The 1,653-nt window shown below is 72.2% G+C and carries 1 protein-coding gene; it reads right to left on the bottom strand.

The window, feature by feature from the left end; translation table 11 throughout:
• Positions 1-127 precede the first annotated feature (127 nt).
• On the bottom strand, positions 128-1,408 hold the full coding sequence (gene purD, locus WBP48_RS08030) for a phosphoribosylamine--glycine ligase (protein WP_424438671.1): 1,281 nt from the start codon (positions 1,406-1,408) through the stop codon (positions 128-130).
• Positions 1,409-1,653 lie beyond the last annotated feature (245 nt).

The raw sequence follows: 1,653 nt of genomic DNA on the forward strand, positions 1-1,653 counted from the left end.
GGTCACGCGCGCGCGCGCAAACTCCACGGATCTGTGCGCTTATCGGGCTGGGGCGGGCCGAATGTCGGTGCCTGGGGCCGATTCCGTGGAGTTTTCGCAGCCGTGCGTCCCCAACCTGCACCGCCGGTCAGACGCCGGCGACGCGGGCGGCGATGTCCCGGCGGTAGTGGGAGCCCGCCAGCTCGATGCGCTCGATCGCGGTGTAGGCCCGCTCGCGAACCTCGGCGAACGTGTCGCCGGTCGCGACGACGTTCAGCACGCGTCCGCCCGTCGCGACGAGGGTGCCGTCGTCGGGACCCGCCGCGGTGGCCGCGTGGGCGAGGTGGACGCCGGGAGTGGATGCCGCGGCATCCGTCCCGGTGATGACGCGCCCGGTGACGGGGCTCTCGGGGTATCCCTCGCTCGCGAGGACGACGGTGACGGCCGCAGAGTCCGCGAAGGTCGGCGCGGGCTCGTCTTCGAGATGACCGGATGCCGCCGCCATCAGCAGCCGCGACAGCGGACTCGTCAGGCGGGGGAGGACCACCTGGGTCTCGGGATCGCCGAACCGGGCGTTGAACTCGATGACCTTGACCCCTTGTGCGGTCAGGATCAGCCCCGCGTAGAGGAGGCCGATGAAGGGGGTGCCCTCGGCATCCAGCTGTCGGATCACGGGCTCGGCGACGGTGCGCGTGACCTCGGCGACGAACGCCTGCTCGCTGCCGAAGCGGTCCCCCAGCCAGGGGAGTGGCGAGTAGGCGCCCATGCCGCCGGTGTTGGGGCCGGCGTCACCGTCGTAGGCGCGCTTGAAGTCCTGTGCGGGGCTGAGGGCTCGCACCGTGTCGCCGTCGCTGACGAAGAAGAGCGAGACTTCGGGGCCGGAGAGGAACTCCTCGACGAGCACCGCGCCGCTCGGCAGATACGCGTCGGCGTGGGCGAGGGCGGCGGCGCGGTCGTCTGTGACGATGACCCCCTTGCCTGCTGCCAGGCCGTCGGCCTTGACCACGTGCGGTGCGCCGTAGGCGTCGAGCGCGGCCTCGACCTCCGCGCGCGTCGTGGCGCGGGTCGCGCGGCCGGTCGGGACTCCGGCGGCATCCATGATCCGCTTGGCGAAAGCCTTGGATCCCTCGAGCTGGGCCGCCGCCTTGCCGGGGCCGAACACCGGGATGCCGCGCTCGCGCAGCGTGTCGGCGACGCCCGCGACGAGCGGCGCCTCGGGGCCGATGATCACGAGGTCGATGCTCTCGTCATCTGCGAAGGCTGTGACGGCGGCGGGATCGTTCGCATCGAGGCCGGCCACGATCGCCGCGTCGGCCGCGATGCCGGCGTTGCCGGGCGCGGCGAAGAGCTCGTGATCGGAGTCCTCCCTCTTCAGCGCGAGAAGGATGGCGTGCTCGCGGGCACCGGAACCGAGGACGAGTATGCGCACTCGGCCAGCCTACCCAGCGGGGTGGCGGCACTCGGGTGCGGGGGTTGTGACGTGTGGGTCTGCATAAGTCCGCCTGAATCGGCCCTGGGGTGTGATTCGGCGTGGTTGACGCCGGATGAGGCGGAGTTATGCAGACGCGGTGTGCGCGATACCGTGGCGGGGTGGCCCGCAGAATCTCGATCGACGAGGGACGCGCCGCGCTCGCGGCGGTCGCGGGCGTCGCGGCGCAGGCGGCGGGCGCGGGA

This window comes from Microbacterium sp. (assembly GCF_049661145.1).
In the GTDB taxonomy this organism is placed as follows: Bacteria; Actinomycetota; Actinomycetes; order Actinomycetales; family Microbacteriaceae; genus Microbacterium.